This window comes from Dactylosporangium sp. McL0621 (assembly GCF_049995355.1).
Lineage (GTDB): Bacteria > Actinomycetota > Actinomycetes > Mycobacteriales > Micromonosporaceae > Dactylosporangium.
Map to the genome: position 1 here is coordinate 10735545 of NZ_CP188259.1, position 23725 is coordinate 10759269.

Annotated in this window: 23 protein-coding genes; 8 read left to right on the forward strand and 15 right to left on the reverse strand. The window is 72.5% G+C overall.

All coding sequences use genetic code 11. From position 1 onward, the window contains the following. Positions 1–10 precede the first annotated feature (10 nt). Genes ACPPVO_RS50850 through hisI form a run of 3 tightly spaced genes read right to left on the reverse strand, consistent with a single transcriptional unit; the run spans position 11 to position 2405 of the window. Positions 11–466 (reverse strand): Trp biosynthesis-associated membrane protein, encoded by a 456-nt coding sequence (locus tag ACPPVO_RS50850; protein ID WP_426506440.1) that lies wholly within the window; start codon positions 464–466, stop codon positions 11–13. Positions 467–525: 59 nt separating this feature from the next. Then, positions 526–2061, reverse strand: a complete 1536-nt coding sequence (locus tag ACPPVO_RS50855; RefSeq protein ID WP_426506441.1) for an anthranilate synthase component I — start codon at positions 2059–2061, stop codon at positions 526–528. Then, the gene (gene hisI / locus ACPPVO_RS50860; protein WP_426506442.1) at positions 2058–2405 is read right to left on the reverse strand and encodes a phosphoribosyl-AMP cyclohydrolase; all 348 of its coding nucleotides are present in this window, start codon (positions 2403–2405) and stop codon (positions 2058–2060) included. Before hisI ends, ACPPVO_RS50855 begins: the two co-directional genes overlap by 4 nt. A gap of 293 nt (positions 2406–2698) precedes the next feature. Here hisI and ACPPVO_RS50865 point away from each other — a divergent pair, with 293 nt between their 5' ends. The 4 genes from ACPPVO_RS50865 (at position 2699) to ACPPVO_RS50880 (ending at position 8206) form a co-directional block, all read left to right on the forward strand. Then, on the forward strand, positions 2699–5869 hold the full coding sequence (locus ACPPVO_RS50865) for a hypothetical protein (RefSeq protein WP_426506444.1): 3171 nt from the start codon (positions 2699–2701) through the stop codon (positions 5867–5869). 152 nt (positions 5870–6021) lie between these two features. Beyond that, positions 6022–6747, forward strand: a complete 726-nt coding sequence (locus tag ACPPVO_RS50870) for an ABC transporter ATP-binding protein (protein WP_426506445.1) — start codon at positions 6022–6024, stop codon at positions 6745–6747. Positions 6748–6750: 3 nt separating this feature from the next. Continuing rightward, a complete protein-coding gene (locus tag ACPPVO_RS50875; protein ID WP_426506447.1) occupies positions 6751–7488 on the forward strand; it encodes an ABC transporter permease in 738 nt (245 codons plus the stop codon). Between the two features lie 124 nt (positions 7489–7612). After that, on the forward strand, positions 7613–8206 hold the full coding sequence (locus ACPPVO_RS50880) for a TetR family transcriptional regulator (RefSeq protein ID WP_426506449.1): 594 nt from the start codon (positions 7613–7615) through the stop codon (positions 8204–8206). Here the strand turns inward: ACPPVO_RS50880 and ACPPVO_RS50885 are convergent. From ACPPVO_RS50885 to ACPPVO_RS50895, 3 genes are all read right to left on the reverse strand, one after another. Continuing rightward, a complete protein-coding gene (locus ACPPVO_RS50885) occupies positions 8203–8640 on the reverse strand; it encodes a hypothetical protein (protein ID WP_426506451.1) in 438 nt (145 codons plus the stop codon). The two genes, ACPPVO_RS50880 and ACPPVO_RS50885, sit on opposite strands and share 4 nt — an antisense overlap. 101 nt (positions 8641–8741) lie before the next feature. After that, complete coding sequence (locus tag ACPPVO_RS50890) at positions 8742–10526, reverse strand: ABC transporter ATP-binding protein (protein ID WP_426506452.1); 1785 nt, start codon at positions 10524–10526, stop codon at positions 8742–8744. Beyond that, positions 10523–12397, reverse strand: a complete 1875-nt coding sequence (locus ACPPVO_RS50895) for an ABC transporter ATP-binding protein (protein ID WP_426514847.1) — start codon at positions 12395–12397, stop codon at positions 10523–10525. The genes ACPPVO_RS50890 and ACPPVO_RS50895 overlap by 4 nt, the downstream gene beginning before the upstream one ends. Positions 12398–12494: 97 nt before the next feature. Between ACPPVO_RS50895 and ACPPVO_RS50900 the strand changes: the two genes are divergently transcribed. Together ACPPVO_RS50900 and ACPPVO_RS50905 are read left to right on the forward strand one after the other, a co-directional pair. Continuing rightward, positions 12495–13115, forward strand: a complete 621-nt coding sequence (locus ACPPVO_RS50900; protein ID WP_426506453.1) for a TIGR03085 family metal-binding protein — start codon at positions 12495–12497, stop codon at positions 13113–13115. A gap of 142 nt (positions 13116–13257) precedes the next feature. Then, on the forward strand, positions 13258–15099 hold the full coding sequence (locus ACPPVO_RS50905; RefSeq protein WP_426506454.1) for an AMP-dependent synthetase/ligase: 1842 nt from the start codon (positions 13258–13260) through the stop codon (positions 15097–15099). Positions 15100–15185: 86 nt separating this feature from the next. Here the strand turns inward: ACPPVO_RS50905 and ACPPVO_RS50910 are convergent, their stop codons facing one another. Further along, positions 15186–16658 carry a PLP-dependent aminotransferase family protein gene (locus ACPPVO_RS50910; protein WP_426506456.1) on the reverse strand — a complete coding sequence of 491 codons (1473 nt, stop codon included), beginning with the start codon at positions 16656–16658 and terminating at the stop codon, positions 15186–15188. Between the two features lie 11 nt (positions 16659–16669). Beyond that, a complete protein-coding gene (locus ACPPVO_RS50915) occupies positions 16670–17587 on the reverse strand; it encodes an EamA family transporter (RefSeq protein WP_360385123.1) in 918 nt (305 codons plus the stop codon). Positions 17588–17658: 71 nt separating this feature from the next. Here ACPPVO_RS50915 and ACPPVO_RS50920 point away from each other — a divergent pair, with 71 nt between their 5' ends. Together ACPPVO_RS50920 and ACPPVO_RS50925 are read left to right on the forward strand one after the other, a co-directional pair. Then, on the forward strand, positions 17659–18606 hold the full coding sequence (locus ACPPVO_RS50920; RefSeq protein WP_426506458.1) for a LysR family transcriptional regulator: 948 nt from the start codon (positions 17659–17661) through the stop codon (positions 18604–18606). Between the two features lie 108 nt (positions 18607–18714). Then, a complete protein-coding gene (locus ACPPVO_RS50925) occupies positions 18715–19200 on the forward strand; it encodes a hypothetical protein (protein WP_426506460.1) in 486 nt (161 codons plus the stop codon). Positions 19201–19203: 3 nt separating this feature from the next. Here ACPPVO_RS50925 and hisF read toward each other — a convergent pair whose 3' ends face one another. The 7 genes from hisF to ACPPVO_RS50960 all read right to left on the reverse strand — a co-directional run bounded on the left by hisF (position 19204) and on the right by ACPPVO_RS50960 (position 23648). Then, a complete protein-coding gene (hisF, locus tag ACPPVO_RS50930; RefSeq protein WP_426506462.1) occupies positions 19204–19965 on the reverse strand; it encodes an imidazole glycerol phosphate synthase subunit HisF in 762 nt (253 codons plus the stop codon). Continuing rightward, positions 19962–20690 carry a bifunctional 1-(5-phosphoribosyl)-5-((5-phosphoribosylamino)methylideneamino)imidazole-4-carboxamide isomerase/phosphoribosylanthranilate isomerase PriA gene (priA, locus tag ACPPVO_RS50935; RefSeq protein WP_426506463.1) on the reverse strand — a complete coding sequence of 243 codons (729 nt, stop codon included), beginning with the start codon at positions 20688–20690 and terminating at the stop codon, positions 19962–19964. Before priA ends, hisF begins: the two co-directional genes overlap by 4 nt. A 3-nt stretch (positions 20691–20693) precedes the next feature. Continuing rightward, the gene (locus ACPPVO_RS50940; RefSeq protein WP_426506464.1) at positions 20694–21008 is read right to left on the reverse strand and encodes a hypothetical protein; all 315 of its coding nucleotides are present in this window, start codon (positions 21006–21008) and stop codon (positions 20694–20696) included. A gap of 82 nt (positions 21009–21090) precedes the next feature. Continuing rightward, positions 21091–21714, reverse strand: a complete 624-nt coding sequence (hisH, locus tag ACPPVO_RS50945) for an imidazole glycerol phosphate synthase subunit HisH (RefSeq protein WP_426506466.1) — start codon at positions 21712–21714, stop codon at positions 21091–21093. A 10-nt stretch (positions 21715–21724) separates the two neighbouring features. Continuing rightward, entirely contained in the window at positions 21725–21874 is a 150-nt protein-coding gene (locus ACPPVO_RS50950) for a hypothetical protein (protein ID WP_426506467.1), read from the reverse strand. Next, on the reverse strand, positions 21871–22485 hold the full coding sequence (gene hisB, locus ACPPVO_RS50955) for an imidazoleglycerol-phosphate dehydratase HisB (RefSeq protein WP_426506468.1): 615 nt from the start codon (positions 22483–22485) through the stop codon (positions 21871–21873). Before hisB ends, ACPPVO_RS50950 begins: the two co-directional genes overlap by 4 nt. 86 nt (positions 22486–22571) lie before the next feature. Continuing rightward, complete coding sequence (locus ACPPVO_RS50960) at positions 22572–23648, reverse strand: histidinol-phosphate transaminase (RefSeq protein ID WP_426506470.1); 1077 nt, start codon at positions 23646–23648, stop codon at positions 22572–22574. Between the last annotated feature and the right edge of the window lie 77 nt (positions 23649–23725).

The window sequence follows — 23725 nt, forward strand, 5'->3', positions numbered from 1 at the left end:
GGGCCGAACCCTACTCGGGCCGATCTCCCGTCGTCGGATCTTCGCCCCGGTCGAGGGCGTCCCACAGATCGGTCTGGCCGGGCCGGCGGCGCGCCGGTGCCTCGTACCGCGACCCCATGCCCGGCCACGAGCGCCCGACACGCACGGTCACCACGCCGGCGGCGAGCACGACCAGCCCGCCGAGCGCGCACAGCAGCGGCCAGGCCACCCGGACGTCGTCGTCGAGGGTCACCAGCGACGCGACGGTCACGCCGGCGCCGGCGACGACGAGCAGGATGCCGACCGCCAGCCGGGCCGCGGCCCGGGTGGCGAGCAGCGCGCCGGCGCCGGCGAGCGCGACGATGCCCAGGGCCGGCAGCCAGGGCGCGATCTCGGTGCCGGTGCGCTCCACCTTGAGCGGCGGGAGCGGGGCCGGCTGGATGGTTTCGAGGGACTGCCAGGATCGGGTGGCAGCCAGCAGTACCAACGCAGCACCGACGGCACAGGCGACCGCCGTGGTCGCCAGGCCCCGACGCCCCGACAGGTTCACCGGGCCGGCCGCAGCGTCTCGGCGGTCGCGATGGCGGCCAGCACCGCGGCGGCCTTGTTGCGTGTCTCCGTCTCCTCCGCGGCCGGATCGGAGTCGGCCACGATGCCGGCGCCGGCCTGCACATAGGCGGTACGGTCGCGCAGCAGCGCGGTGCGGATCGCGATCGCGGTGTCCATGTCGCCGCCGAAGCCGAAGTACCCGACGACGCCCCCGTACAGGCCGCGGCGCGTGGGCTCGAGCTCCTCGATGATCTCCATCGCGCGGACCTTCGGCGCCCCGGACAGGGTACCGGCCGGGAACGTGGCCGCGAGCGTGTCGAAGGCGGTGCGGTCGTCGCCGAGCTCGCCGACGACGGTCGAGACGATGTGCATGACGTGCGAGTACCGCTCGACCGTCATGAACTCCGGCACCTCCACCGTGCCGGGCTTGCACACCCGCCCGAGGTCGTTGCGGGCCAGGTCGACGAGCATGACGTGCTCGGAGCGCTCCTTGGGGTCGGCGAGCAGGTCGGCCGCGAGCGCCGCGTCCTCCTCGGGCGTCGCCCCGCGCCACCGGGTGCCCGCGATCGGATGCAGCAGCGCCCGCCGCCCATCCACCTTCACGTGTACCTCGGGCGAGGACCCGACCACGTCGAAGCCGTCGAAGCGCAGGAGGTACATGTAAGGGCTCGGGTTGGTCGTGCGCAGCACCCGGTAGACATCGAGGGGGTCGGCGTCGGTCGCGCGCTCGAAGCGCTGGGCGACCACGATCTGGAAGCACTCCCCCGCCCGGATGGCCTCCTTGGCGGCCTCGACGGCCTTCGGGTACTCCCCGGCCGGCGTGCGGCTGATGAACTCACCCGGGCGTACCTTGTCCACAGTGGACACCAGCGGCGGCGTCGGGCGGGACAGCGCCGTGGTCATCGCGTCCAGCCGGCCGATCGCCTGGTGGTACGCGGCGACGACCACGGCCTCGTCCGCCCCGGCCGCGGGCAGCACCGCGTTGGCGATGAGCAGCGCCGCGCCCTCGAAGTGGTCGAGCGCGACGAGGTCGGTGGCGAGCATCATCCCGAGCTCGGGGTGGCCGAGGTCGTCGAGGGCGATCTCGGGGAGGCGCTCGAACCGGCGGACCGCGTCGTAGGACAGGAAGCCCACCAGCCCGCCCGACAGCGGCGGCAGGTTGAGCTCGCGCAGGTCGGCGTCGTCGGCGGTCAGCGCGTCGATCGTCGCGCGCAGCACCTCCGTCGGGGCCCCGTCGGCCGGGACGTTCGCGGGCGGCGTGCCGAGCCAGTGCGCGCGCCCGTCCCGCTCCACCAGGGTGGCCACGCTGCGGACGCCGATGAAGCTGTACCGCGACCAGACGGCGCCGGCCGCGCCCGCCCCCTGCTCCGCCGACTCCAGGAGGAACGTGCCGGGGCCGCCGGCGAGCTTGCGGTACACGCCGACCGGGGTCTCGCCGTCGGCCAGCAGCCTTCGCGTCACCGGCACGACACGGCGGGTGCGCGCGAGCTCGCGGAAGGTGGCCTCGTCCGGGGCCACCGCGCCGGTCGTCATGCCGTCACCTCGAGTTCCGTGTAGAAGCACGTGTGGTTGCCGGTGTGGCACGCCGCGCCGGTCTGCTCGACGGTCACCAGCAGGGTGTCGCCGTCGCAGTCGATCGCGACCGCCTTGACGTGCTGGTGGTGCCCGGAGGTCTCACCCTTGACCCAGTACTCGTTGCGGCTGCGCGACCAGTACGTCGCGCGACCGGTCGTGAGCGTCCGGTGCAGGGCCTCGTCGTCCATCCAGGCGAGCATCAGCACCTTGCCGGAGCCGTACTCCTGCACGATCGCGGGCACGAGCCCGGCCTCGTTGCGCAACAGACGGTCGGCGACTTCTGGATCAAGGTTCGACGGCACGCCAGCAATTCTCCCGCACCGTGCAGACTCGGCGGTTTGGGGTCTATGGCTGCTGGTGTTGAAGGGGTACCTTGCAGGTGCGCCGCACGGAAGATCTGCGCGGTCGCCCACCCTTCCCCGCAGCCGACGGCACCCCCTACCCGTCATCAAGGGGGCACCCCATCGCCGGCCATGCGGTCGTCGGTTCCGGGCGCCGCACGGCCTCCCGGCGTCCGCGACCCCAGCGCTGAGCCAACCAGCAGTCCGACCGGGTGGCTGCCCCCGTTCGGACCAGGCGGACGGAGGACCCCCTCATGCACCCCAACATCACCCCACCGAACGAGCAACCGCCGTCCTCGGACGGCTCGGCCGAGGCGGTCGTACCGTCGCCGCGCGAGCCCCTGGACGACGCCCAGGCCCCTGACGAGTCCGCTGAGGTTGCGTCCGCTCCGTCGGCCGGCCCGGACGAAGCGGATGCGCTCGCGGACGACCCGGCGATCTCGGTCGCGGTGCCGGACGACATCTCGGCCCTGGTCGGGCCGGCCGCCGATGACTCTGGGGTCGCGGATGCCGAGGCCGTCGCGGACACCTCTTCGACCACCGCCGACGTGGTCGCGGACGACGACACTCCCGCGGCCACAGACACGGCCGCAACCGTTGACGACTCAGTCGCCACCGACGACGACACCGCGACCGACGTAGCCGACGTCGACGACGCGGCCGCCGATGTTGCCGAGGTTGACGACTCGGCCGCCGACGTTGCCGAGGTTGATGACTCGGCCGCCGACGTTGCCGAGGTTGACGACTCGACCCCCGACGTCGACGACTCGGCCGCGACCGTTGCCGACCCGGCTGTCGATGTTGCCGAGGTTGACGACTCGACGCCCGACGTCGAGGACTCGGCCGCGACCGTTGACGACTCGGCTGTCGATGTTGCCGAGGTTGACGACTCGAACGCCGCCGTTGACGACTCGGCCGCCGACGTTGACGACTCGGCCGGCACCGTTGCGGACGAGAACGCCGAGTCGGAGGACGGCGACGAGCCGGTCGCGGAGAGCGACACGGCCGCCGCGGAAAGCGAGACGGTCGACGATGGCGATGCGGTCGAGGAGACCGAGACGGCGCAGAGCGACGAGCCGGTTGCGGAGGCGGCGGACGTCGCGCTTGAGGACGAACCGGCAACGGTGACGCCGGAGGACGTGGAGGCCACCGACGCTTCCGCTCCGGACGATGCCGCCGCCGGGCCCCTTGAGGCCGAGGCGTCCGACGACGAGGACGCAACGACCGAGGACGAGAACGCCGCCGAAGAGCCCGCCGCCGAGACCGACGCGGACGACGAGGACACCGCGGAGGAGCCCGAGGCCGACGCAGAGTCCGAGGAGCCCGAGGCCGAGGCCGCCGCCGAGGACGAGGACGCAGCCGAGGAACCGGCCGCCGAAGCTCACGCGGAGGACGAGGACGCAGCCGAGGAACCGGCCGCCGAAGCTCACGCGGAGGACGAGGACACGGCCGAGGAACCGGCCGCGGAAACCGACGCGGAGGACGAGGACGCCACGGAGGAGCCCGCAGCTGAGGCAGAGCCCGAGGCCGACGCCGAGGACGAGGACGCCGCCGAAGAACCGGCCGCGGAAACCGACGCAGAGGACGAGGACGCGGCCGAGGAACCGGCCGCGGAGACCGACGCGGAGGACGAGGACGCCACGGAGGAGCCCGCAGCCGAGGCAGAGCCCGAGGCCGACGCCGAGGACGAGGACGCCGCCGAAGAACCGGCCGCGGAAACCGACGCAGAGGACGAGGACGCGGCCGAGGAACCGGCCGCGGAAACCGACGCGGAGGACGAGGACGCCACGGAGGAGCCCGCAGCCGAGGCAGAGCCCGAGGCCGACGCCGAGGACGAGGACGCCGCCGAAGAACCGGCCGCGGAAACCGACGCAGAGGACGAGGACACGGCCGACGAGCCCGCAGCCGAGACCGAGGCAGAGCCGGAGTCGGAGTCGGAGTCGGAGGAGCCTGCAGCCGAGGCTGAGGCAGAGCCGGAGTCGGAGGAGCCCGCAGCCGAGGCCGACGCCGAGGCGGAAGAGGCGACCGAGGAGCCGGCCGCTGAAGCCGAGGACGCCACGGACGAGCCCGAGGCCGAGACCGACGCCGAAGACGAGGACGCCGCCGAAGAACCGGCCGCCGAGACCGACGCGGAGGACGAGGACGCAGCCGACGAGCCCGCGGCCGAGTCCGACGAGGAGCCGGCCGCCGAAGCCGAGGACGTCGTGCTGGTCGTGGTCGAGGACGAGGCCGCCGAAGAGCCGGCCGAAGCCGTCGTACTCGTGATCGCCGAGGACGAGGACGCCGCCGACGAGCCCGCCGCCGAAACCGACGCCGAGGACGAGCCCGCGGCCGAAGACGAGGCCGACGAGCCCGCCGCTCAGGCCGAGGACGAGGACGAGGACGCGGCCGACGAGCCCGTGGCCGAGGACGTCGTGCTCGTAGTGGTTGAGGACGAGGCCGCCGAAGCCGACAGTGACGAGGACGAGGACGCGGCCGACGAGCCCGTGGCCGAGGACGTCGTGCTCGTAGTGGTTGAGGACGAGGCCGCCGAAGCCGACAGTGACGAGGACGAGGACGCGGCCGACGAGCCCGTGGCCGAGGACGTCGTGCTCGTAGTGGTTGAGGACGAGGCCGCCGAAGCCGACAGTGACGAGGACGAGGACGCGGCCGACGAGCCCGTGGCCGAGGACGTCGTGCTCGTAGTGGTTGAGGACGAGGCCGCCGAAGCCGACAGTGACGAGGACGCGGCCGAGGACGTCGTGTTCGTCGTGGTCGAGGACGAGGCCGACGAACCCGCCGCCGAGGCCGACAGCGACGAAGAAGCGACCGACGACGTCGTACTCCTCCTCGTCGAAGACACCGACGAGGCCGAAGAGCCCGCCGCCGAAGCCGACGAGGACGAAGGCGAAAGCGACGACGTCGAGGAAGTCGCGGCCGAAGCGGACGACGACGAGGACGAGGACGAGAGCGACGACCTCGTAGCCGAAGCCGACGACGACGAAGAAGACGAGGACGAGGACGAGGACGTCGTGCTCATCGTGGCCACCGCGGACGAGGACGACGACGTGCTGATCGTCGTGGCCGAGGAAGAAGAAGAGGACGAGGAGGACGACGACGAGCTCGAGTACGCCGCCGTCGCCCCCGCGCCGCTTCGGCCCGGGGACATCGTCGAAGAGCGGATCGTGCTCTGGAAGCGCAAGCGGGCCGACAAGTTCCGTACGCGGCTCGTGAAGGCGGAGGCGAAGTTCGTCGACGACCCGGTCAAGGCCGTGGCCCGCGCCAGCGCCGTGGTCAGCGACGCGATCGAGACGCTCGCCGAGAAGCTGCAGGAGCAGCAGCACGCGCTCAACCCGAACAAGACCTCGAAGCACCCCGACACCGAGGCGCTGCGCGTGGCGCTGCGGCAGTACAAGGACTTCCTCGAGCGGGTCCTCTCGCTGTAGCTCAGGGTCCACTGCAGGGGGCGTGCCGGGCAACCGGTACGCCCCCTGTCGCATTTACGGGTTTGCCCGCGGCCAAGATTTCATCTACCGTTGAGTTCATCACGCGTTGAGTTCCTGAATCCCCTGATGGACCGCCAGAAAGGAACACCACGATGACGAACGCGATCGAGGTCGAACACCTCGTCATCGCGCGCGGCAAACGGCGGGTGCTGCACGACTTCACCTGCTCCGTCCCCGCCGGCAGCGTCACCGGGCTGCTCGGGCCGAGTGGCAGCGGGAAGACCACGTTCATGCGCGCCGTGGTCGGCGTACAGAAGATCGTGAGCGGCACCGTCACCGTCCTCGGCCACCCGGCCGGGTCGCGGCCGTTGCGCGACAAGCTCGGCTACCTCACCCAGGCCCCCAGCGTGTACGCCGACCTCACCGTCCGCGAGAACGCCCGGTACTTCGCCTCGCTCTACGGCCTCGGGGCCAAGGAGGCCGACGAGGCCGTCCGCGACGTGGGCCTGGCCACCGCCAAGGACCAGCTCGTCGGCCGCCTCTCCGGCGGCCAGCGCGCCCGCGCCTCGCTGGCCTGCGCGATGGTGGGCAAGCCGCAGCTGCTGGTGCTCGACGAGCCGACCGTCGGCCAGGACCCGGTCCTGCGCAACGAGCTCTGGCAGCGCTTCCACGCCCTCGCGCAAGCCGGCTCGACGCTGCTGGTGTCCAGCCACGTGATGGACGAGGCCGCCCGCTGCGACCGGCTGCTCCTGATCCGCGAAGGCCACCTGATCGCCGATCAAACCCCGGCAGCGGTACGTCAATCCGCCGGCACCGACGACCTGGACGAGGCGTTCCTCAGGCTCGTGCAGGCCCACGACACCGAGAAGGTGGGCTGAGCCGTGTCCCCGCGACTGACCTTCGGCACCGCCGGGCGCATCCTGCGCCAGCTGCGCCACGACCGCCGGACGATCGCGCTGATCATCGTGGTCCCGACGGTACTGCTCACCCTCCTGCGGTACCTCTACGACGACAACCCGTTCCTGTTCGACCGGGTGGGCCTGATCATGCTCGGGGTCTTCCCGCTCGTGATCATGTTCCTGCTCACGAGCGTGGCGATGCTCCGGGAGCGCACGAGCGGCACCCTCGAGCGCCTCCTCACCACCCCGATCGGGAAGGTCGACATCCTGCTCGGGTACGGGCTGGCCTTCGCCGTCGCCGCCGCGGTACAGGCGGCGATCGTGTCGACCCTCGCGTACTGGCTGCTGGGCCTCGACACGCTCGGCCCGGCCTGGCTCGTGGGCGTCATCGCGGTCGGCAACTCGGTGCTCGGCATGGCCCTCGGCCTGCTGGTGAGCGCCTTCGCCGACAGCGAGTTCCAGGCCGTCCAGTTCATGCCGGCCGTCGTACTGCCCCAGGTGCTCCTGTGCGGCCTGCTGCAGCCCCGCGACCGCATGCCCGGCTGGATGGAGGCGATCAGCGACGTGCTCCCGATGTCGTACGCCGTGCAGGCCCTCACCGAACTGGGCACCCACACGGACCCGACCGGCATCATGTGGCGCGACCTGGCCATCGTCATCGGCTGTGTGATCGTCGCCCTCCTCCTGGGCGCGGCCACGCTGCGCCGCCGCACCGCCTGACCGCCCCGGCCCCGGTGCGCGCCGACCGTAGACGACGGCCGGCGCGCACCGGGCCATCGGAGCACCCGAATAGGCTGGGCGGCGGGAGAAGGCAGCGCACAGGTACAACTTCAGGAAGAGGCCCATGGCTCGCACCGGACGACGCCCCGGCAACCAGGACACCCGCGAGGCGATCCTGGCCGCCGCCCGCACGGCCTTCGCCGAGCGCGGCTTCGACGGGGCTTCCATCCGGCAGATCGCGAGCACCGCCGGCGTCGACCCGGCGCTGGTGCACCACTACTTCGGCGCCAAGGACCAGCTGTTCCTCGCGACCATGAACGCCCCGATCGACCCCGGCGAACTCCTGCCACCGGTCTTCGAACCCGGCATCGACGGCGTCGGCGAGCGCCTGGTCCGCGCGTTCCTGGGCGTCTGGGACTCCCCGGCCGGCACGCCGGTCGTGGCCCTGGTACGCAGCGCCATGCAGCACGACTGGTCCGCCCGCATGCTGCGCGAGTTCCTGGTGAGCCAGATCCTGCGCCGCGCCGCGCGCGCCCTGGACCTGGACCCCGCCGAGGCCCCGAAGCGAGCCGCTCTGGTCGCGTCACAGATGATCGGCATCGGCATCCTGCGGTACATCCTGAAGCTGGAGCCCCTGGCCTCGATGCCCCCCGAGGAGGTCGTGAGCAACGTGGCCCCGACCATCCAGCGCTACCTGGCCGACCCCCTGCCCGGCTAGTCGTCGAGATCGGCGCAGAACGTCCGCGCCTGCGGCGTCACCAGCAGCCCGACCATCGCGATCGCACACACGACCGGCACGAGCCGCAACGGCACCGGCGCGCCGAGCACCCAGGCGAGCAGCGGCGCCGTAGTCCCGGCGAAGCCCCAGAACACCAGGCTGGACAGCCAGGCCCAGTGCTCCCCCCGCCGCACCCGCGTCCCGAGAAACACCAGGACCCCGGCGAGCGGCGACAGGAAGAGCGCCGCATTGAAGAACAGGACAAAATCCAGATATCCGGTACCCCCCTGAGCCACCGGATCCACCTGCATCCCCGAGAGCAGCACCCCGAGCGACACGAGCGCGAGCGTCAGCATGACCGCGCCCACCGCCATGAATCCCGTCACCGCGATGCGCACCTGGACCGGCACGAATCGGCGCCCCCCGGCTGCCATGCAGCCCAATGTAGGCCATCCCCGGCCTGCGAGAACCCCCACACATAGAGCCGAACGTGAATACATGTCCCGTCGTGACATGAGCGTGGACTTCGGGGTGGTCAGCGGGTTTGTTCCAGCCACGACGCGTACAGGCGCGCGTAGATCGAGGTCGGGTCGGTCAGCAGGGACGCGTGGGGGCCGCGCTGGACGATGCGGCCCTTGTCCACCACGATCACCTCGTCGGCGGACTGGGCCGTCGACAGGCGGTGGGCGATCGCGATGGTCGTGCGGCCGCGGGTTACGGCGTCCAGGGTGCGCTGCAGGCGGACCTCCGTTGCCGGGTCGACGGCGCTCGTCGCCTCGTCGAGCACCAGCAGGTCGGGGTCGGCCACGTAGGCGCGGGCCAGGGCGACCAGCTGGCGCTCGCCCACCGACAGGGACTCGCCGCGCTCGCCGACCTGGGTCTGCAGGCCGTCCGGCAGGGACTCCAGCCAGTCGATCAGGCCCAGCTCGGTGAAGGCCGCGGCCAGGTCGGTGTCGGTCAGGGTGGGGCGGGCGAAGCGGACGTTGTCGGCGATCGTCGCGTCGAAGAGGAAGCCGTCCTGGGGCACCATCACGACGCGGCTGCGCAGCGAGTCGAAGCGGACGGTGTCCAGCGGCACGCCCGAGAGCAGCACACGGCCGGTCGTCGGGTCCATGAGCCGGGTCAGCAGCTTCGCGAACGTCGTCTTGCCGCTGCCCGTCTCGCCGACCACGGCGACGCGCGTGCGGGCGGTGACGGTCAGGTCGACGTCGCTGAGCACCTCGGGGCCGTCGGGGTACGCGAAGTGCACGTGGTCGAAGCGCACGTCGATCGGGCCGTCGGGCAGGGCGTGGCCGGCCTCGCCCGGGTCGGCGACGTCCGGCTCGGTCTCGATGATGTCCAGCACGCGACGCCAGCCGGCGATCGCGTTCTGGGCCTCATTGAGCACCTCGGTGGCGACCTGCACCGGCTGCACGAACAGCGTGGCCAGGAACAGGAACGCGGTGAGCCGGCCGACGGTGAGGCCGCCGCCCACGCCCAGCAGGGTACCCACGACGATGACGCCGCCGAGCGCGAGCCCGGCGGCCAGCTCGCCGAAGCTCATGCTGATCACGTTGTTGGTCTGGGCGCGGAACTGGTTGCGCCGCGCCCGCTCGATCGCGCCGTCGAGGCGCTCCCCGGTGCGGCCCTGGATGCCGTACGCCCGCACGACCGGCGCGCCGACGACGCTCTCCGCGATCACGCCCAGCATCGCGCCGACGCTCTCGCGCACCTCGAGGTACAGCACGCTGAGCCGACGCTGGAAGAAGCGCACGACGAACACGAGCGGCGCGAACGCGGCGAAGACGACGAGGGTCAGCTGCCAGGAGTACACGAGCATGACGATCGTGGTGACCGTGAGCTGGCCCAGGTTGATCACGAACAGCAGGCCGCCGAACTGCAGGAACTGGCTGATCTGGTCGACGTCGCCGGTGACCCGCGAGACGAGCGCGCCGCGCCGCTCGGACTGCTGGTGCAGCATCGACAGGTCGTGGATGTGGCGGAAGGTGCGCGCCCGGATGCCGGCCAGGGCCGTCTCGCTGACGGTGAAGAGGCGCACGTTCATGAGGTACGAGCAGACCATCGTGATGAGCAGCACGCCCGCGGTGACCGCCACGATGCGGGCCACGACGCCGAGGTCGGGCCCGCCGCGAGCGTTGATGCCCTTGTCGATGCCCTGCTGGATGGCGACGGGCACGGCCACGCGCCCGGCGGTGGCCAGCAGGGCCAGGCCCAGCGTGCCGGCCAGCCCGGTGAACAGCTCCGGGGACAGGGCCAGGCCCCGGCGCAGCACGGAGGCGCGCGGGGCGGGCGCGGCGGTGGCGCTCTCGACGGTGGTCATGCGGGCAGCGTCTCCTTGTCCAGCCGGCCGTCGCGGCCGTCGTCCAGGCGGTCGCCGTCGAAGGCGTGCTCGCGTTCGCGCTCCTCCTCGGCCTTCTCGTACGCGGTCACCAGGTCGGCGTAGCCCGGCGCGCTCTCCAGCAGCTCGGCGTGGGTGCCGCGGGCCACGACCCGGCCCCGCTCCAGGTAGACCACCTCGTCGGCCAGGGCGATGGTGGCGCGGCGGTAGGCGACGACGAGGATCGACGCGGCCTGCGCCGCCCGGTCGGGCCCCGGGGCGGGCGCGCCCTCGTCGCGGCGCAGGGCGGCCAGGATCGCGGCCTCGACGCGGGGGTCGACGGCGCTCGTCGCGTCGTCGAGCACCAGCAGGCGCGGCGAGCCGGCGAGGGCGCGGGCGATCGTCAGGCGCTGCCGCTGGCCGCCCGACAGCGACGTGCCGCGCTCGCCGACCTTGGTATCGAGGCCGTCGGCGAGGTGGTCGACGAAGCCGTCGGCCTGGGCCAGGCGCAGCGCGCGCCAGGCCTCCCCGTCGTCGACGCCGGCGCGGTCGAGCGTGATGTTGCCGCGAATGGTGTCGTCGAAGACGAACGGGATCTGCGCGACGAGCGCGGTGCCGGCGGTCAGCGCGTCCTGGCTCAGGTCGCGCACGTCGACGCCGTCGAGGCACACCGTGCCGGCCGCGGGGTCGACGAGCCGGGCCGCGAGCGCGGCGACGGTCGACTTGCCCGAGCCGGTCGGGCCGACCAGCGCGACCGTGCGCCCGGCCGGGACGTCGAATGTCACGCCGGTGAGCACGTTGGGCCCGGTGCCGGTCTCGTCGGTGTAGGCGAAGTCGACGTTGTCGAAGCGCAGGGCGGCCGGGCCGGTGCCGGGCAGGCCGGCGGTGCCGTAGACGGTGTCGCCCTCGGCGTCGAGCACGCGCCGGATGCGTTCCCAGCCCACCACGCTGCGGGGCAGCTCGGCGAGGACCCAGCCGATGGCCCGGACCGGGAACGCGAGCACGGTGAAGAGGAACGCGACGCTGACGACCTGCTCGACCCCGACCGCGCCGGCGCGGAAGCGGTAGGTGCCGACCACGAGCACGGCCAGGGTGCCGACGCTGGGCAGCGCGTCGAGGACCGGGTCGAACATGGCCCGGACCCGGCCGACCCGGATGGTGGCGTCGCGCAGCTCAACGGCCTTGGCCGCGAAGCGCTCGGTCTCCGACGCCTCCCGGCCCATGGTCTTGACGACGAGGGCGCCGTCGAAGCTCTCGTGCGCGACCGCGCTCACCTCGGCCCGCAGCTGCTGGGCCCGGGCCACCCGCGGCGACATGCGGCGCGAATACGCCACGTTGACCAGCAGCAGCGCCGGGAACACGGCCACCCCGACCAGCGCCATGGCCCAGTCGGTGAGGAAGAGGGAGACGATCGCGGCCAGGAGCATCACGACGGTGCCGACCGCGAACGGGAACGGGGCGATCGGATACCACGCCGACTCCACATCGGCGTTGGCGTTGGACAGCAGCGTTCCGGTCGCGTGGCGCTGGTGCCAGGCCAGCGGCAGGCGCAGGTAGCGGCGGGTGACGGCGCGGCGGTACTTCGCCTGCAGGTTGAACTGCATCGCGCCCGCGCCGAGCCGGCGGCCGAAGATGCCCACGATCTTGCCGAGGCTCACCGCGAGCACGGCGAGGCCGCCCAGCAGGAGCGTGCCGGTGGCGACGCTGCCCCGGCCGAACGCCGGCACGACGATCTGGCCGACCACGCGTCCGGAGACGAACGCCGTCGTGATGGTCAGCAGGCTGAACAGCACGCTGCCGCCGACCGACCACGCGAACATGTGAGGCTCGTCACGGACCGCGTGGCCGAGCACCCGGAAGCCCTTCGCGAGCACCTTGCCACTAGTCACAACACGCCCCCCAGTAAGCGACCCGACCGCACGCTAAACCTTACCGACGAGGTACGACACTTTCGGGACTAGCGTTATGCCCATGACTGCCTTCGCCCGGTCGGAGCGCGCCGCGCTCGCCGACGCACTGCTGGCCGCCGGCCCCGCGGCGCCCACCCTCTGCGAGGGCTGGGCCACCCGCGACCTCGCCGCGCACCTGGTGCTGCGCGAGCACCGCCCCGACGCCGCCGCCGGCATCATGCTCGGCGCGGTGGCCGGGCACACGAAGAAGGTCCAGGACCGGCTGGCCGCGGGCGACTACCCGGCGCTGGTCGACCGGGTGCGGCGCGGGCCGCTGCTGCTGCGCCCGTTCGACGAGGCGATGAACGTGGTCGAGTTCTTCGTGCACCTCGAGGACGTCCGGCGGGCCGCGCCGGGCTGGACCCCGCGCGAGATTCCGCCGCCGTACGCCGAGGCGCTCGCCGGCCGCGTGAAGACCTCGGCCCGGATGTCGGCCCGCCGCTTCCCCGCGCGCATCGAGGTCTCCGGCCCGGGCGTGGCGCCCTTCACAGTCAACGGGAAGCAGGAGCACACCGTCCGGGTTGAGGGCGCCCCCGGCGAACTGGTGCTGTTCTTCACCGGGCGCCAGTCCGCGGCCGACGTGTCGGTCACCGGCCCGGACGATCTGGCCGAAAAGCTACGCGGTGCCCGACTGGGAATTTGAACTGTTGCGCCGCTTGCTCACGTTTCGGTTTCGGGTCTAGCCCGTAACGGGATCGACGGTTTACCGTCTGGTAACCGACGGACGTGACGGTGCTCACGGCTGGAGGCGTATTCTCCCGGACCCCCGGAAGGCAGCCCCGACCATGACCCAGACCCAGCGGCTGGAACTGCCGTACCGCTCGATCCCGGACATGTTCCTGCACCGGGTGGCCGAGACTCCCGACGCCAAGGCCTTCGCCCGCCCCGCCCCCGACGACGCCGGTGACCCGATCTGGATGACCTGGCGGGAGGTCGACGGGCGCGCCCGGGCCATCGCGGCCGGCCTGACCACGCTGGGGGTCCGCCCCGAGGACCGCGTCGCGGTGCTGTCGAGCACGCGGCTGGACTGGATCCTCGCCGACCTTGGCGTCATGCTCGCCGGCGCGGCGACGACGACCGTCTACCCCACGACCGAGCCCGAGGAGGCCGTGTACATCGTCACGGACTCCGGTTCCAAGGTGCTCTTCGCCGAGAACCCCGAGCAGGCGGCGAAGCTCAAGGACGCGGAGCTGCCGAGCCTCACGCACATCGTGCTGATCGACGGGGCTCCCACCGGTACCGAGGCCAAACCGACGATGACCCTCGCGGACCTCGAGGCGGCCGGCCGCGCCGCGACCGAGGCGGACCCCGGGCTGATCGACGGCATCGTCGCCGGCATCGACGGCGACCGGCTCGCCACGCTGATCTACACGTCGGGCACGACGGGCCGGCCCAAGGGCGTGGAGCTGCTGCACGCGGGCTGGATCTGGCAGGGCAGGACACAGCAGGACACAGGCGTGCTCAGCGCCGACGACCTGCAGTACCTCTGGCTGCCGCTGTCGCACTCGTTCGGCAAGACGCTGCTGTGCGGGATCATCTACGTCGGGCTGCCCACGTACGTCGACGGGCGCGTGGACAAGCTCATCGACAACCTCGGCAAGATCCAGCCGACGCTCATGTGCGCCGCGCCGCGCGTCTTCGAGAAGGTGTACAACCGCGTCGTCACCGGCGCCCAGGCCGACGGCGGGGCCAAGCTCAAGATCTTCACCTGGGCGGTCGGGGTCGGCAAGCGCGCCTCCGCGCAGCGCCTGGCCGGGCGCACACCGGGCGGCCTGCTCAAGTTCCAGGCCGGGATCGCCGACAAGCTGGTCTTCAGCAAGCTGCGCGCCCGCCTCGGCGGCCGGATGCGCGCGATGGTCTCGGGCTCGGCGCCGCTGGCCCCGGAGATCGCCGAGTTCTTCTTCGCCGCCGGGCTGCCGATCCTGGAGGGCTACGGGCTCACCGAGACGTCCGCGGGCTCCTTCGTCAACCGGGAGAGCGAGCCGCGCATCGGCACCGTCGGGCAGGTGCTCGGCGACCTCGGGGTGCGCCTCGACTCCGACGGCGAGGTGCTGCTCAAGGGCACGCCGGTGATGCGGGGGTACCACAACCTGCCCGACGAGACCGCGGCCGCGTTCACCGAGGACGGCTGGTTCCGCACCGGCGACATCGGCGAGCTCGACGACGACGGCTACCTGCGCATCACCGACCGCAAGAAGGACCTCATCAAGACCTCGGGCGGCAAGTACGTCGCCCCGAGCCACATCGAGGGCCTGTTCAAGTCGGTCTGCCCGTACACGTCCCAGGCCATCGTGGTGGGCCAGGCCCGCAACTACGTGACGATGCTGGTGACGCTCGACCCGGACGCGATCAAGGGCTGGGCCGAGAGCACGGCGCTGGCCGGCAAGTCGTACGCGGAGATCGCGGCGTCCCGCGAGGCCTTCGATCTCGTCGACGGCTACGTGCGGGAGCTCAACGCGAAGCTCAACCGCTGGGAGCAGATCAAGAAGTTCAGCATCCTCGGCCGGGACCTGTCCATCGAGGACGGCGAGCTCACCCCCTCGCTGAAGGTCAAGCGCCGGGTCGTGGAGAAGTCCTTCGCGGCCGACATCGACCAGATGTACGCCGGGACGCTCGCGGAGATCTAAAAGCCTCTATTCACACCCCACAGTGTCGTGGCCCCCGGGAACCGCCATCCCCGGGGGCCACGACGCGTCTGCGGCCGGATCAGGGATCAGGCCAGGACGGTCTGTGCCGACCAGGAGTGCCGGCGCGGGCGGTCCAGGTCGGTGCGCGCCTCCGCGAGCCGCCGCACCGCCTCCACCAGGTCGGACTCCGGCAGCGTGAACGGCAGCCGCATGAAGCGCTCCATCGTCCCGTCCGCGCCGAAGCGCGGGCCCGGCGCGACGCGCACGCCAAGCTCCTCGGCCGAGCGGGCCAGGGCGCTGGACACCGGCGCGTCGAGCTCGGCCCAGATCACCATGCCGCCGCGGGGCAGCACGAAGCGCCACTCCGGCAGCTCGGCGCGCAGGGCCGCGGCCAGGGTGTCGCGCTGGACGAGCAGCTGCTTGCGGCGCGCGGCGACGATCGTGTCGCGGCGCTGCAGCAGGCGCGTCGCAACCAGCTGGTCGAGGACCGGCGAGGCCATGTCCACGCCGACGCGGGCCGCGGCCAGGCGGGCGATCAGGGGCGCGGGGCCGCGGACCCAGCCGATGCGCAGGCCGCCCCAGAAGGCCTTGCTCATGCCGCCGATCGTGAGCACCCGCGCGGTGCGGTCGAACGCGGCGACCGCGGGCGGCATCGACTCGGCCAGCTCCGGCTCCAGGGCCAGGTCGACGAAGGACTCGTCGATGATCAGGTCGGTGCCGGCGGCGTGGGCGGCGGGCGGCAGCTTCTCGCGCAGGGCGGCCGGCAGCAGATGGCCGGTCGGGTTGTGGAACTCGGGGATGAGGTACGCCACCCGGGCCTGCGCCGCGCGGACCGTCGACAGCAGCAGGTCGGGGTCCCAGCCGTCCGGGCCGATCGCGTACGAGCTGATCCGGGCCCGCTGGGCCACGAAGGCGCTCAGCGCGTTCGGGTAGGTCGGGGTCTCGACCAGGGCGCGCTGGCCCGGCGCGACCAGCAGGCGCAGGAGCAGGTCGAGGGCCTGCTGCACGCCGCCGGTGATCATCACCTGGTCGGGGTCGGTGCGCAGGCCGCGCTCGGTGTACCGGCGGGCGATCGCCTCCCGCAGCACCAGCAGGCCCATGGGCTGGTAGCCGGGGCCGCACTGGTACGGCTCCAGGTCGGTGACCGCCTCGGCCGCGGCCGCCGACAGCTCCGGCGGGGCCGGCATCGCCGCGCAGCCCAGGTCGATCAGCCCGGCGTCGTCGCTTGGGGTCCACAGCCCGGAGGTGCCCACCCGGTGCCCGGCCGGCAGCTCGGTCCAGCTGCCCGCGCCCCGGCGGCTGGAGACGTGCCCGCTCTCGCGCAGTTCGCGGTAGGCGGCGGTCACGGTGGTACGGCTGATGCCCAGCGACGCCGCCAGTTCCCGTTCCGCGGGCAGCCGGACGCCCAGGGCCAGCCGGCCGTCGATGAGCAGGCCGCGGACGGCGTTGGCGAGCACCACGTACTCGGGCCGCTTCCCGGCGGGCCCGCGCACCCCGACGGCGACCTGCCAGGCGTTGAGCATGCGGGCCAGTTGCGCGCCCCGGACGATCGCAGACACCGATTGGCCTCCTACACTCGCTCGATTGGCCTCACCCTTGCAGCAGTGGCTTCTCCAGGCAAGTCCAATTCCACCGGTTGGCGGCCGACCGCGCCCAGGAACACCCCGCCGACGATCGCCGCGCCCCCGACCAGGTCGTACCAGTGGATCGTCTCGTGCAGGAACAGCGCCGAGGACAGGATGGCGAAGACGGGTGCGAGGGCCGCGAACGGCGCGACCGTACCGGCCCCGTACCGGGCGATCAGCCGCCCCCAGACCCCGAACCCGAGCAGCGTGCTGAGGTACGCGATGTAGGCGATCGCCCCGACGGCGACGAGGTCCAGACCCCGCAGGGCGCCCCAGACGTACCGGGGCCCGTCGACGGTCAGCGTCAGCAGGACCAGCGGCGGGGTCGCGACCGCGCTGACCCAGACCATGAAGTTGAGCATGTTCCCGGCCGAGGCCTTGCGCATCGCGATGTTGGCCAGCCCCCACGCCGCGCCGGCCGACACGACAAGCAGGAACGCGCCCAGCGGCCGGTCCAGGCCGAGCTGGGTGGCGATGAGCACGATCCCGGCGCCCGCGAGGACCACGCCGCCGACGCGCCGCGGGCCCGGGCGGTCGCGCAGCAGTACCGTCGCGAACACCATCGTGAAGACGACCTGGCTCTGCAGGACCAGCGCCGACAGCCCGGACGGCAGCCCGGCCGCCATCCCGGCGAAGAGCAGCGAGAACTTCACCACGCCGAGCGCGATGCCGGTCGCGATGACCCAGCGCCAGGGCGCCTGCGGCCGGCCGACCAGGAACACCGCGGGCAGGGCGGCGACGCCGAAGCGCAGCGCGCAGAATAGCAGCGGCGACATGCTGTCCAGGCCCACGTGGATGACCACGAAGTTGACGCCCCAGATGACGCTGACCACGATCGCCAGGGCGAGGTCGCGAGGTTTCATGGCTCGATGATTGGCCCCCGAACCGTGAAGCACCATCGAAAAGTACTGCATCCAGGTTTTAGTATTGCTTCATGCTTGACCTTTCGCGCCTGCAGGCGCTCCGCGCGGTCCAGACGTTCGGCACGGTCACGGCCGCCGCGGGAGCCCTGCACATCACGCCGTCGGCGGTCTCCCAGCACATCGCGAAGCTGGAGCGGGAGACGCGGGCCGCGCTCGTGGAGAAGGACGGCCGGCGGCTGCGGCTGACCGAGGCCGGGCGGGTGCTCGCCGAGCACGCGGGCCGGGTGCTGGCCGCGGTCGAGGAGGCCGAGGCGGCGCTCGCCGCGCACCAGGAGACGGTGTCGGGGCGGCTGAGCGTGTCGTCGTTCCCGACGGCATGCCGGGGCCTGCTCCCGCACGCGCTGCGCCGGCTCGCGGCGGACCATCCGGCGCTGGAGCCGACGCTGCTGGAGACCGACCGGGAGGCGAGTTTCGCCGGCATCCTGCGCGGGATCGTCGATGTCGCGCTGATCGACGAGTGGCTGGAGATCCCGGTGACGTACCCGCCCGGCGTCGCCTCGCTCGAGCTGGGCCTGGACGTCGGGGACCTGATCCTGCCGGTCGGGCACCCGCTGGCGCACGAGCCCGGCCCGGTCACCCTCGACGAGGTCCGGGAGGAGCGCTGGATCGGCTCCACGCCGGGCACCGTCTGCCACGAGTGGCTGCTGCGGATGCTGCCCGGGCTGCGCCCGGCGATCCTCGTCAACGAGTTCGAGACGCAGCTGACGTTCGTCGCCGAGGGGCTCGGGGTGGCGTTCATCCCGCGGCTGGCCCGCACCGCCCTGCCGCCCGGGGTGGTCGCGCGCCCGGTGGCCCCGGAGGCGGCCCGGCGGGTCAGCGTCGCGTGGCGGGCGGCGGGCGCGACCCGGCCCGCGATCGGGGCGACGGTGGCGGCCCTGCAGGAGGCGTGGGCGCTACGCCCGGAACCGGACAATCGGCCCCAATGGGCGCCCGGCCGGGAGGCGATTCAAGTCGTCTGACCCGCGTCCGCCCTGTTCGCAGGGCCCGGCCGGGCCCTGCGGCCGCGGGGCGTTCATTCATCGAATTCAGTTCTGCGCGTTTTGGGGCCGAGCCTCACAATCATTGCTATGGCCCTCTTCCGTTCGCGGACCGCGACAAGCGCCGGAATCCTGGCGGCGGTTCTGCTGGTGCTGATCTTCGGCAACCAGATCTTCACTGAGTGGGTCGACCGTCACAGCGACGGCTCGACCGTTTGGGGCTTCTTCCTGCGCATGCTGGCGTGGCCGCGCTGGTGGATCAGCCCGCGCGACGGCTCCGGCAACGCCGCACGGGACCTGCTCGCCAACGATCTGCGCGCGCTGCTGGTGATCCTGTTCGTCGCGCTGGTGCTCTCCGTCTCGGCCCGCACCGTGGCCGGCGGCGGGGGCGCCTTCGTCATCGGATGGGCGGCGCTGATCTTCGGCGCCGCACTCGCCGCGTTCACGACCGCGTTCATCATCGCCGAGCCGACGATGCTGGGCGCGCTCAACTCGGCCGCGCAGGCCTCTGGGTACGGCCTCTTCGTCGGATGGATCGTCGGCATCGCCGTGGCCGCCGGCAAGCGAGCCGATTAGGGATCAGCGGATGGGGTGCCCGGCCGACCGCAGGGCACCCTTGACGTCGCCGATGCTGAGCTCGCCGAAGTGGAAGACGCTCGCGGCGAGCACCGCGTCCGCGCCGCACTCCACCGCGGGCGCGAAGTCGGCGACCTTGCCGGCGCCGCCGCTGGCGATCACCGGGATGTCGACGACGGCGCGCACGGCCCGGATCAGCTCCAGATCGAAGCCGTCCTTGGTGCCGTCGGCGTCCATCGAGTTGAGCAGGATCTCCCCCGCCCCGAGGTCGGCGACCCGCGCCGCCCACTCGACCGCGTCGAGCCCGGCGCCGCGCCGGCCGCCGTGCGTGGTGACCTCGAAGCCGCTGGGCTGTCCCCCGCCCCGCCGCACGTCCAGCGACAGCGTCAGGACCTGGTTGCCGAAGCGCTGCGCGATCTCGGCGATGAGCTCCGGGCGCGCGATCGCGGCCGTGTTGACGCCGACCTTGTCCGCGCCGGCACGCAGGAGCGTGTCGACGTCGCCGACGCTGCGCACACCGCCGCCGACGGTCAGCGGGATGAAGACCATTTCCGCGGTACGGCGGACAACCTCCAGCATCGTGGAGCGCCCGTCCGACGAGGCGGTCACGTCGAGGAAGACGAGCTCGTCGGCGCCCGCGGCGTCGTAGGCGGCGCCCAGCTCCACGGGGTCGCCGGCGTCACGGAGGTTGAGGAAGTTGACGCCCTTGACCACCCGCCCGGCGTCGACGTCCAGGCAGGGGATCACGCGTACGGCAACCGTCATGCCGACTCCTGCAGCGCGGCGAGGGCCTCGGTGACGGTGAAGGCGCCGGCGTAGAGCGCCTTGCCCACGATCACGCCCTCCACGCCGGCGGGCGCGAGCGCGGCCAGCTGGCGCAGGTCGTCGAGCTTCGACACGCCGCCGCTGGCGATCACCGGCTTCTTGGTGCGGCCGGTCACCTCCAGCAGCAGGGTCAGGTTCGGGCCGGTGAGGGTGCCGTCGCGCATCACGTCGGTGACCACGTACCGCGCGCAGCCGGCCTTCTCGAGCCGGTCGAGCACCTCGAAGAGGTCGCCGCCCTCCTTGGTCCAGCCCCGGGCCGCGAGCTGGTGCCCGCGCACGTCGAGGCCGACCGCGACCTGGTCGCCGTAGGTGGCGCACACGTGGTCGCACCAGTCGGGGTTCTCCAGCGCCGCGGTGCCCAGGTTGACGCGGGTCGCGCCGGTGGACAGCGCCGCCTTCAGCGAGGCCTCGTCGCGGATGCCGCCGGAGAGCTCGACCTGCACGTCGAGGCGGCGCACCACGTCGGCGAGCAGCTCGGCGTTGGAGCCGCGCCCGAAGGCCGCGTCGAGGTCGACGAGGTGGATCCACTCGGCGCCCTGCCGCTGCCAGGCCAGGGCGGCCTCGAGCGGGTCGCCGTAGGTGGTTTCGCTGCCGGCGGCGCCCTGGACGAGACGGACCGCCTGGCCGTCGGCGACGTCGACGGCGGGCAGGAGCTGCAGAGCCATGGTTCAGATCCTTCGGTCCAGGACGAGCACGGTGAGCGCCGGGGTGGCGACGATGACGATCGTGCCGATGCCGATCCGGGCGGGCCAGGAGTCGATGAACGTCCAGACCAGCGCCAGGACCGCCAGCACGAGGATGGCGATGATTGCGCGCTGCTTGCGGGGGCGGCGAGCGAAGAGCTTACCGGTGCGCCCGGCGCGGATTTTGGGCACCAGCCGCCGCACGGCGGCCCGGCGGGCCCGCTTGCGCTCGTGGCGGCGCATCCGCTCGGCGCGCTCGGCCTCGAGGACCGCCCGCCGCTTGGCCCGCTCCTTGCTCACGCCGTCGCCTCCGCAAGCTCTGGCGCCGGCGCGAAAACCCTGTGCCCCCGGTGAGCGGCCCCTCCGCTCCGCTCCGGACCGCTCACAGCGTCCCGAGCCAGTTGGCCAGCAGCGTGGCGCCGGCGTCGCCGGACTTCTCGGGGTGGAACTGGGTCGCGCGCAGGACGCCGGTCTCGAAGGCGGCCACGAACGGCTCGCCGTGCACGGTGGTGGCGACGCGGACCCCGGCCTCGGCCTGGGCGTCGACGACCGTCGAGGCGTAGGAGTGCACGAAGTAGTAGCGGGTGTCGTCCGGAATGCCGGCGCCGAGGACCGAGCCCTCGGGCCAGGCGACGGTGTTCCAGCCCATGTGCGGCACGACCGGCGCCTGCAGCCGCGTCACCGAGCCGGGCGCGAGGCCGAGGCCCTTGGTGACGACGCCGTGCTCCTCGCCCGACTCGAACAGGACCTGCATGCCGACGCAGATGCCGAGCACGGGCGCGCCGGTGCGGACCCGCTCCGCGATCGTGGGGCCGGCGCCGAGCGCCTCGATCCCGGCCATGCAGGCCGCGTAGGCCCCGACGCCGGGCACCACGAGGCCGTCGGCCCGGGCCGCCTTGCCCAGGTCGTCGGTGACCTCGACGTCGGCGCCGACCCGCGCGACGGCCCGCTCGGCCGAGCGCAGGTTGCCCGAGCCGTAGTCGAGAATCACCACCCGCTTCGCCACGCGTCGCCTCCTAGTTGTTGAGCCAGAGCACGCCGGCGGTCGCGGAGATCGCGGCCAGCACGAGCGTGATGACGAACGGTACCTTCGACTTGCTCTGCTGCCGCATCGACAGCGCAGCGCCGACGAGCAGCCCGGCCAGCCCCAGCAAGACGATGCTCACAGCGCGCCCTTGGTGCTCGGCACGACGCCGGCGTTGCGCGGGTCGATCGCGCAGGCCTGGCGCAGCGCCCGGGCGACGGCCTTGAACTGCGCCTCGACGATGTGGTGGGCGTCGGGCTGGGCGCCGTGGCGACCGGCCCGCAGGATGCTGACGTGCAGCGTGACCCGGGCCGAGTGCCCGAAGGACTCCCAGATGTGGCGGGTCAGGCTCGTCGGGTAGTTGCCACCGATGTGCGGGGCGATGTTCGCCGGCTCGTCGTGCACCACGTACGGCCGGCCGGACAGGTCGACGACCGCGGAGGCGAGCACCTCGTCGAGCGGGACCTGGGCGTGGCCGTAGCGGGTGACGCCCGCCTTGTCGCCGAGCGCCTCGGCGAACGCGGCGCCGAGGGCCAGCGCGGTGTCCTCGACGGTGTGGTGGGCGTCGATCTCCAGGTCGCCGACGGTGCTGACCCGCAGGTCGAAGCCGCCGTGCTTGGCGATCTGGTTGAGCATGTGGTCGTAGAAGCCGACGCCGGTGGAGATCTCGCCGACGCCGGTGCCGTCGAGGTCGAGCTCGACGAGGACCTTCGTCTCCTTGGTGACGCGCTCGATCTTCGCGGTACGACTCACGTCGCCACCTCCGCTTCGCTCCGGTGACGCCGCGGCGTCAAGCTGAGTTTTCTGGTGAGCGGCCTCTCCGCTTCGCTCCGAACCGCTCACAACAGCTCCTCAAGGGCGTTCAGAAAAGCGGAGGTCTCGTCCGGCGTGCCGGCGGTCACGCGCAGCCAGCCCGGCAGGCCGACGTCGCGGATGAGCACGCCCCGGTCGAGCAGGGCCTGCCACGCCCCCTTGCTGTCGCCGCCGGGGGCGCCGAACAGCACGAAGTTGGCGTCGCTGTCGGCGACCGGCAGGCCCCAGCCGCGCAGCGTCTCCACGATCCGGTCGCGCTGCTCCTTGACCGCGTCCACGGTGGACAGCAGGGCGTCGGTGTGCGCCAGGGCGGCCCGGGCCACGGCCTGGGTCATGGCGCTGAGGTGGTACGGCAGCCGCACGAGCTGCACCGCGTCGACCACGGCCGGGTCGGCGGCCAGGTAGCCGAGCCGCCCGCCCGCCAGAGCGAACGCCTTGCTCATCGTGCGGGTGACGACCAGCCGCGGGTACCGCTGGATGAGGCTCAGCGCGAAGACCGTGCCCGCACGGGCGAACTCGGCGTAGGCCTCGTCGACGACGACCATGCCGGGGGCCGTCTCGGCGACCGCCTCCACGACCTCCAGCGGCAGTGCGGTGCCGGTCGGGTTGTTGGGCGAGCAGAGGAAGACCAGGTCGGGCTCGGTCTCGCGGACCTTCGCCACGGCGTGCTCGGCGGTGAGCGCGAAGTCGTCGCCGCGGCGGCCGTCGACCCAGGTGGTGCCGGTGCCCGCGGCGAGCAGCGGGTGCATCGAGTAGCTGGGCGTGAAGCCCAGCGCGACGCGGCCCGGCCCGGCGAAGGTCTGCAGCAGCTCCTGCTGGATCTCGTTCGAGCCGTTGGCGGCCCAGACGTTCTTTCCGGTCAGGCCGTGGCCGAGGTACGCGGCGAGGTCGGTGCGCAGGGCGACGGCGTCCCGGTCCGGGTACCGGTTGAGGTCCCGCAGCACGGAGCCGAGCGCCTTCTCCATCTCCGCGACGGCCGCCTCGGGTACCGGATAGGAGTTTTCGTTCGTATTGAGGCGCACGGCCACGTCGAGCTGGGGCGCGCCGTATGGGGTCATCCCCCGCAGTTCGTCGCGCAGCGGCAGGTCGTCCAGCGAGGTCATGCCCCCTCCTCACTTCGCTCGTCGGCGGCACGACACTTGAACTGAGCTAGCCAATGCCCGGCCCCTCCGGTGCGCTC